General features: G+C 39.5%; 6 protein-coding genes. 3 read left to right on the top strand and 3 right to left on the bottom strand.

Features of this window, described 5'->3' with window-relative positions:
- Positions 1–137 precede the first annotated feature (137 nt).
- Together ACE1AT_RS01870 and trmFO are read left to right on the top strand one after the other, a co-directional pair.
- Positions 138–434 (top strand): hypothetical protein, encoded by a 297-nt coding sequence (locus ACE1AT_RS01870; RefSeq protein ID WP_374865617.1) that lies wholly within the window; start codon positions 138–140, stop codon positions 432–434.
- An 11-nt stretch (positions 435–445) separates the two neighbouring features.
- A complete protein-coding gene (trmFO, locus tag ACE1AT_RS01875; RefSeq protein ID WP_374865618.1) occupies positions 446–1,768 on the top strand; it encodes an FADH(2)-oxidizing methylenetetrahydrofolate--tRNA-(uracil(54)-C(5))-methyltransferase TrmFO in 1,323 nt (440 codons plus the stop codon).
- Positions 1,769–1,808: 40 nt separating this feature from the next.
- Here the strand turns inward: trmFO and ACE1AT_RS01880 are convergent, their stop codons facing one another.
- The 3 genes from ACE1AT_RS01880 to ACE1AT_RS01890 form a co-directional block, all read right to left on the bottom strand.
- Complete coding sequence (locus tag ACE1AT_RS01880) at positions 1,809–2,129, bottom strand: hypothetical protein (RefSeq protein WP_374865619.1); 321 nt, start codon at positions 2,127–2,129, stop codon at positions 1,809–1,811.
- A gap of 518 nt (positions 2,130–2,647) precedes the next feature.
- Positions 2,648–3,841, bottom strand: coding sequence for a threonine--tRNA ligase (thrS, locus tag ACE1AT_RS01885; protein ID WP_374865620.1), 1,194 nt, complete (start codon positions 3,839–3,841; stop codon positions 2,648–2,650).
- 534 nt (positions 3,842–4,375) lie between these two features.
- Complete coding sequence (locus ACE1AT_RS01890) at positions 4,376–6,310, bottom strand: caspase family protein (RefSeq protein WP_374865621.1); 1,935 nt, start codon at positions 6,308–6,310, stop codon at positions 4,376–4,378.
- Between the two features lie 693 nt (positions 6,311–7,003).
- Here ACE1AT_RS01890 and ACE1AT_RS01895 point away from each other — a divergent pair.
- Positions 7,004–8,200: a murein hydrolase activator EnvC family protein gene (locus ACE1AT_RS01895; RefSeq protein WP_374865622.1), complete on the top strand. Its 1,197-nt coding sequence runs from the start codon at positions 7,004–7,006 to the stop codon at positions 8,198–8,200.
- Positions 8,201–8,348: the final 148 nt, after the last annotated feature.

Here is an 8,348-nt window from a genome sequence, read left to right on the forward strand (position 1 = left end):
AGAGTTGTAGCACCTGGCGTTTGAGGAACGTAGACGCGCCCTGCGCGGCTGATCGCAGAGTAACCCAACATTATCAAGGCTTTGTTGGGTTTCGCTTGCACTCAACCCAACCTACATTTCTTCTTAACTGAACCGTATTGCCTTATATTGATGCTTCCTATACATGCTTGTGTCCGGCGATGGAAATGGTTGAGTTGGGGTATGACCAAGTGATTGCGATCGCAAATGAACCCGAAACTTTATATCGCGATATGTTTCAATTAGAAGCAATTCCTAATCACTACCAAGGCGTTAATATCCACGTTATTAAACCAGATGTGAATCCTAAAGAGTTTGAAGTCGATTTTATAAATGCTACTGTTGAAGGGTTAGCTGGTTTGTATCAGCATGGACAAGACAAAGGCAAAGAATTTATCTCTAAAAATTTTTATTGAAGCGCGGAATTATGGAAAAACAACCAATCACAGTCATAGGAGGTGGACTCGCTGGAACGGAAGCAGCTTGGCAAATCGCCCAAGCGGGAATACCAGTAATTCTCTATGAAATGCGTCCCCAACGCTTTAGTCCTGCTCACCACACAGAACACTTAGCGGAATTAGTTTGTAGCAATTCTTTTGGCGCAATGGCAAGCGATCGCGCGACTGGTTTGTTACATGAAGAACTGCGCCAATTAAAATCGATAGTAATTGGCAAAGCTGATGAACACCAAGTTCCTGCTGGAGGAGCGTTAGCAGTTGATCGGGGACAATTTAGCCAAGATTTGACGCAAACCCTCTCTCAACATCCTTTAATTGAATTGCGTCGAGAAGAACTACGTGCAATCCCGGAAGGTATTGTTGTTTTAGCAACAGGCCCTTTAACCAGTCCCGACTTAGCTGAAGACTTGCGTCGCTTCACGGGGATGGAATATCTCAGCTTTTTCGATGCTGCTAGTCCGATTGTTGTGGGTGAAACCATCAACCATGATATTGCTTTTCTCGCCTCTCGCTACGACAAAGGCGAAGCAGCTTATCTCAACTGTCCGATGAACAAAGAGCAATATCTACAGTTTTGGCAAGAACTACGTAACGCCGAACAAACAGAATTAAAGGACTTTGAGCGAGAAACAGCGAAATTTTTTGAAGCTTGTCTACCCATTGAAGAACTAGCACACCGAGGAGAAGATACAATGCGCTACGGGCCTTTAAAGCCAGTAGGATTGTCAGATAGTCGCACAGGTGAACGATCCTATGCTGTAGTGCAGCTACGACAAGAAGACAAAGCCGGTCAACTTTGGAATATGGTCGGATTCCAAACTAACCTGCGCTGGGGTGAACAAAAACGTGTCTTCCGCATGATTCCCGGTTTAGAAAATGCTGAGTTTGTGAGGTTGGGAGTGATGCACCGTAACACCTTTATTAATGCTCCCCAGCTGATGCTATCCAGCTTACGATTCAAAAATCGTCCAACTTTATTGGCTGCTGGACAGTTAATTGGTACTGAAGGTTATACTGCTGCTGCTGCTGATGGATGGTTAGCTGGTACAAACGCCGCACGCATCGCTTTAGGGAAAGAAGCGTTAACCCTACCATCAACAACAATGATGGGAGCGCTGTTTGAATTTATCAGTTCAGCTTCACCCAAACATTTTCAACCCATGCCACCCAACTTTGGTATTTTGCCCGAATTAGGTGAGAAAATCAAAAATAAACAAGAGCGATACGGACGTTATCGCGATCGCGCCTTGTCTGATCTTAAAAGTTTTATAGATCATAAGCTTAATGGTTAGTGGTTAGTTTTTTGTTATTCAGAACCACCAACCACCAACACTAATTACCTGATCTTTTTTGGTCTTGAATCGATTCCTCTTTGGTAATTGCTAACCCATGTATACCAATGGCTGCGATCGTCGCGCCGATAAAACCCCAAGTACCATTAGTAAAAGCGTTCATGCGATGAACCATACTCCGATGATAGGCTAATTGTAATTGTCTATCATCTGCTCTTCTTTGCCTTGCTAGTTGTTCGACAAACCTTTCGGTTCTTTCCATCGTTGCAAAATCAGCATTGTACGCGTAGATCGATGTTGCTACTACCATCAAGCCTGGAAAAACCAGAGCAATCAAAAGAATGGCTCTGCCTATACTCATAGAAACCTCGTATTAACTTGAGAAATCCTCTATCTTGAAAATGGCTGTGGGGATGGGGGAAGGTCGGGGTCCCCTTGGGGGATACGGGGCAGGTGGGGTCCCCTCTGGGGATAAGGGGCAACGGGGATCGGGGATCGGGGATCGGGGAATAGATTTTCATCCCCGTGTGATTTTCCCGTGATTGACTATCTTGAAGATGGGGAAGAGATAACGATATGAGAACTAGAACTTCTAATAAAGCTGACTGAAGAAGGCTGGGTGTGAGGTACAGAGGCAGATTTGTTAATTTACCCCCATCCTGATACACCCAGTCAAAGTAGTTGTGTTTATTTGCGTCTAGTTACTTATCTTGAAATTAATGCTGGCATAGCTGGAATTTTGCTTCAGTGTGTAGCGAACAAATTTTGATGGTTGCTAACGCGGTAAGTAGGATTGCTGCTTTATGAACTTGGTGTCTTAGTGTCTTAGTGGTTAATAAAATTTATTTTTGTCCACAAAGACACAAAGAAGACTTGATCTTAAATAGGAAGACGAGCTAATTCAACTTCTAACTCAGCAAGCTGAATTTCCTGCTGTCCAGAAATTCCCAAACGACGCAAGTTGAGAGATTGATTCATTGCTTCTTTTTCGCCAACTACAGCAATCAGTGGAATCTTGCGTGCAGACAGTTCTCGAATCTTTTTAGCAATCGTGCGATCGCTCACATGCAATTCTACTCTCGCTCCAATTTGTTTTAGCCTTCTGAAAATCACTTCTGCCCAATCCGCAGATTTTTCGGAAACTGAAGCCACAGCAATTTGCACAGGAGCAACCCACAGTGGTAAAACTCCATTATGATTTTCCAACAAGATGCCAATCCAGCGTTCCAAAGAACCCAGAATTGCTTGGTGCAGAATCACTACCTGCTCTAAATCTCCTTTTTGATTGACAAAGGACAAATCAAAAAGTTGAGGAAAGTTAAAATCAACTTGAATCGTACCACATTGCCACAATCTTCCCAGATGATCTTGCATACTGATTTCAATCTTGGGACTATAAAAAGATCCTTCACCAGGCGCGAGTTCATAGGCGTAACCCAGTGCTTGGACTGCATCAATCAAAGCAGATTCAGCTCGATCCCATTGTTCATCTGACCCAAGACGCTGTTCTGGTCGCAGAGCAATCCGAATGGAAAAGTGATTATATCCAAAGACTGCATAAACCTGTTTGACCATACTCAGAAAATTGCCAATCTCATTTCTAATATCACCTTCCCGACAAAAGATATGAGCATCATCCTGGACAAACTGGCGCAGACGCATACAACCAGATAGCGTTCCCGAAGGTTCGTTGCGATGAGCCATACCAAATTCCATCAATCGCATTGGTATTTCTCGATAACTGCGTTTGTGGGATTTGTAAATCGCGATGTGTGCGGGACATGACATTGGTTTCAATGCATAATCTGGTTCTTCTTCTGCATCCGAACTACCCACAATAAACATATTTTTGCGGAACTTTTGCCAGTGTCCAGAAAGTTCCCAAAGTGACCGATTCAATGCTACTGGCGATCGCACTTCTGCAAAATCATGGTCTTGGTAAACCTCTCGCATAAAATCTTCAATCAGCCGTAACAACTTTAACCCAATCGGATGCCAAAAAATCATCCCTGGACTATGTTCTTCAAAGTGAAATAAATCCATTACTTTTGCTAGTTCGCGATGATCAGACATGGTTGTATCTCCTGTAAATCAATGTTTTTTGCTAATAAAAAACCCCTCTAGGTTTGACCTAGAGGGGCGATTGAGTTTCGATTGCACACAGCAACTATCCTCACGTCCCTCCAGGCGCGATAGTTGTGGTTGTGGTAGTGAGGTGAATAAATTGATAAATAAACATAGGTTTTTTCCTAATTTGGATGACCATAAAAACTCAAAACCCTCCGAGACACTATCTGGAGGGTTGATCTGGTGCTATCGAATTTCAAGTCAACGTGATCGCCTCACAACCCTCCTGAGTTGATAGTAGTGGTGGTAGTTGTTGTTTGGCGGACGTTTACTTGCATGGTGATTTGAAAACTTGATATATTACTCGTTTAATTTTATTAAAACAAATCTCTGTCTCGTGTCAAGCTTTGTAGCATATAGACATAGAGCCGAGATCCTGCAAAAAAGGAAATCAAAGTTGAAAAGTGTTTGAAAGAATAATATGTCTGGTATGTAATAACTTAAAGCTGCTATTAGCCGGAATTTTTTAATAGCAATAGACTAAAGCCCTTTTCCGCCGCGTATTAATGCAATAGCAAAGTTTTCACCTACTAAATTATAATAAGGTTCTTGTATGGCTTGATGCTGCTCAAGAGCACTTTTAGGTACCTTCTCAGTTAAATGGTTCATAATATCTGCAATTGTTACTACTTTACGGCCGCGCTTGCAAGCTGCTCCTCTAAAAGCTTGTATCAAGTGGTAAGTGAAAATGCTCATTTGTTTTTTTGTATTAATCCAAGATTTTTGATTATCTCTGCATGAGGTTAAAACTACTCGACCTTCAGCTTCTTTTAGAGCATCAATAATATCTTTAGGAGTAGTTGCCTCAAAGCCTCGAGGGGCTTTAGCGGTTGCCATTCCTCCCGCATGGCAGCTATCGATTATAACCAGCAAGCGTTCTGACTCAATTTCGCGTAAAGCTCTTGTAAAATCTTCTGCACTTAAAGCAGTGTTTTCGATATTAGATTTATCAGTCTCATGTGGCACTAGATAATATCCTGTGCTTTGGTTGAACCAACCGTGACCCGAATAATACACAATTGCAGTAGCATTTCTTTGTGTGTTACTCTTCAACCACTCTAATCCTTCTAGGATTCCTGAACGTGTAGCTTTTTCATTACATAATACACAAATATGATGTGGGCTTTGAGGATAAGCACAAAGTTTTGGATTCACTAAAATGTTCTGAAGCTCTGTAACATCTTTAATAGTTTCTGGTAAGGATAAACTGTTGTCTTGACATTTTCCAACACCAATAAGTAAAGCATAACCATTGTCAAAATTATCAAGATTCTTATCTCTAAAGTGACTCAATACACGTGAAAATATTCTTTTGAGATGTAAGAATTTTATATAAAAAAATATTACAAATACCAACACTAATACTACAATTAAAATTTTTAATAACAAATAGAATGGTAGAGGTCTTGGAGATATGTAATAACCGTTACTATCTTGTTGTACATTATAGTTCTTGAGTAACTTCTGTATTTCAGATTTATTCTTGTCAAGGAATTTATTAACAATAGACTTCCATGTACTATCATCACCAGGGAGTATTAATGCGTAATCTCCCGAACTGATAATAGGCTCAGACAAAATTTCATAAGAACTAGAAACATTTGAATTTGAAACTTTTTTTGGTAAAATTTCATCAAATAAATAATGCAATAAAGGTTCATCGCTTGCTATAGCATCAACTTTTATCTTATTATTGTTATTTCCCAATAAACTGTCTACAGCGTCTTCTCTACTTTCGAAGGATTTTGTTTCTACCTTATCAGGATAACGAGTACTGATACTATAAGGTGTATTAGTTCCTTCTAAATATCCAATTTTTAGTTTTTCGTTTTTACTAGGTTGATTATTATCCGGTAATAAAGATTTCTTTGCTTGATCTATTAACAGCAATTGATGTATGTTTTTAAGATAAGGCTCGGAAAATTTAATATTAGGATTCTTTTTGTTTCCTATTCTATCAAAAGCATTGTTCGGGCTAATTTTTGTATCGGAACCACATTCTCCAGCCAAAGTATATTCACGATTATCTGAATAAGGATTTACATATTCTGTATAATGATAACGTTGATCGTATGATATCGGTTTTAATTTAATGCTAATAGATATACTTAGCTCGTTTTGTAAAAACTCTTCAAAATTTTTTATTAAATCAACACAAAAACCTCCCAGTAGGGGATTATTCTGATCATTCAGATTTGCCGCACGGCTTATGTCCACATAACCAAAGGGTGGAGTAGCTACTCTAATTCCCCAACTAAGACTGCCTTGATTTATAGCTGTTTGTATAACTCTACTAGATTCTAAGTTTTTTTGTAACCGTCCCTGTGTTAAAGCCGCCTTATTTAATAATAAAATAGATGCTGTTATAACTATCAAAAATAAAACTTTAAATTTAATTAATTTTCTTGATATCATTATTTAAATAAAAAATAGTACCTTCCAAGATATAAAAAATAGTTTAATACATTTCCTACTTTAAAGCCAGTAATAATACGATACTTATTTAAGCAATGGCACTTTTTTATACAAAAAATGAAAAACGTAATTATGTACTAGTAGCGCGTCTAGTCTAATTTGTTGGGTTGATTCATCATGATGACGATTAAATTTTTGTTTTTAACAGTTTTTTAAACCCAACATTTTAAGCTTGTCACGCTACTAGGTTGTGTCTGCTTGTAACCTTCTTGTGTTTGGGTAAAATAGGAAAATTAATAAGCTGAAGTCTATATAGGGTCTGCTGAATAGCTTTAAAACTCTTATCTTATAAGCTTTTCAGGCTATTTTTGGAGAAAAAAGTGCAAAAGAATCAGATTATAAGGCTTAAAAACCTTGCATTGATGATTTTTTAGACTCCAAAAAATTGTTAACAATATGGGTAAAACAGTTCCCTGTTCCCTGTTTCCTGTTCCCTACCCCCGCCAAAGAACTTTTTCAGCAAGCCCTATATAGGATAAGCTTTTTCAGCATATATTTCCGTTGTTGCAGGGTTATCGGGTCAATGCCGTACGTATAGAGCAAAAAAATTCCCCAATCCCTAGTTACACCTAACAAATTTTTGGGAACACTACTCATGATGTTTTGAGCGATCGCCTGCTTCTATCTAACAACATGAGAGTGCTATTTCTGGAAAAAAAGAGAATTTATGATTGTATCTATCTTGCATTTTTAGTAATTTTATGCATATCGCTAACATTGCCAGCTAACGCAGTACCAACAACATCTGATGCAATTAAGAATTTGCAACAACAGCAACAGCAAATTAACCAACAGCATCAAAGTATTAAACAGGAACGCGATCGCTTAACCAATTTACAACAAGCAGCCCAAGAAAGACTCAACGGCTTACAGCAAAACCTGAAAACTACTGATACACAAATTCAAGATAGTGAATTACGCCTCAAGCTAGCAACAGAACGTTTACAGGAACTACAAGCAGATTTAGCAACCAAAGAACTTGCTTATCAACAACGACAAACAGCGACAATTGCTCGATTACGCTTTCTGCAACGTTCGCCAGTTAGTCTAGGCTGGGCGGTTTTGTTGCAAAGCCAAAATCTCAGCGACTTTATCAGTCACCGCCGTTATTTGAAGTTAGTATATCAAGCAGACCAGCAAATTTTAGCTAAACTTACAACCCAAGCCAACGAAATCAACAACCAAAAAATAAAAGTAGAACAGCAAAAAAACGAAATAGCATTGATGAGACAACAATTACTCGCCCAAAAAGCCGATTATCAAACCCAAGCAGACTTACAGCAGGAATTAATCGGGCGTCTTAATAGCGATCGCTTGGCATTAGAAGCGGCGCAAACCCAGTTAGAGAAAGACTCCCAAGCGATTACAACTTTAATTCAACAAAAGGTAGCACAAGCAGAAGCAAAAGTCAAGACAAACAGCCGCAACAGCGTGATTATTCGTGGTACAGGGATGTTTGCGTATCCCAGCGATGCACCTACCAGTAGTCCCTTTGGTTGGCGAGTACATCCGATTCTCGGTTATCGCCGCTTTCACGCAGGTCAAGATTTTGCTGCCAGCTACGGCAGTACAATTAAAGCAGCAGACTCAGGTACAGTGATTTTTGCTGGTTGGTACGGTGGTTATGGTAAAGCTGCAATTATTGACCACGGTAATGGTATAACTACACTCTACGGACACAGTAGTGAATTGTATATTTCCGAAGGGCAAACAGTCAAACGCGGACAAGCGATCGCCGCAGTTGGTTCCACGGGTTTATCTACAGGGCCTCACCTCCACTTTGAAGTCCGCAAAAATGGTACACCAGTAGATCCGATGAATTATCTTTGACACAAATCAACTGGAGTTTAGACTAAAAGCGATATGAGAGAACGCAAACCAAATGGAATTAGAGGTTAAAAATATTCTCAAGTCAGCCTCAAAGCATCCGCGGCCTTGAACAATTATTGTGTAGTATGCTTGTTGAGAAAAAATACAA

It is taken from the genome of Pelatocladus sp. BLCC-F211, assembly GCF_041928655.1.
Classification (GTDB): Bacteria; Cyanobacteriota; Cyanobacteriia; order Cyanobacteriales; family Nostocaceae; genus Pelatocladus.